Origin of the sequence: Pseudomonas sp. 32_A (assembly GCF_017490905.1) — a bacterium.
GTDB classification, from domain to species: Bacteria; Pseudomonadota; Gammaproteobacteria; order Pseudomonadales; family Pseudomonadaceae; genus Aquipseudomonas; species Aquipseudomonas inefficax.
Genome location: NZ_JAFGYI010000516.1, coordinates 1 through 237 on the forward strand (window position 1 = coordinate 1; position 237 = coordinate 237).

At 60.8% G+C, this 237-nt stretch carries 1 protein-coding gene; it reads left to right on the forward strand.

Annotated features, from left to right (window positions below):
- Positions 1-237, forward strand: a 237-nt coding sequence (locus J5M58_RS27645; protein WP_207880718.1) for an amino acid permease, incomplete at both ends; no start/stop codon positions are given.

Here is a 237-nt window from a genome sequence, read left to right on the forward strand (position 1 = left end):
CGTTCGCCTTCCGCGCCGATATCTTCACGCGTGATATCTGGGGCCTGAGCAACCCGCAGTTCGGCAGCGTGCTGGAGCAGGTGCGCAACATGATGCTGGTCACCGTGTTCGTGTTCATCGGCATCGAGGGTGCGAGCATCTTCTCGTCGCGGGCGGAAAAACGCTCTGACGTGGGCAAGGCCACGGTCATCGGCTTCGTTACCGTGCTGCTGTTCCTGGTGCTGGTCAACGTACTGT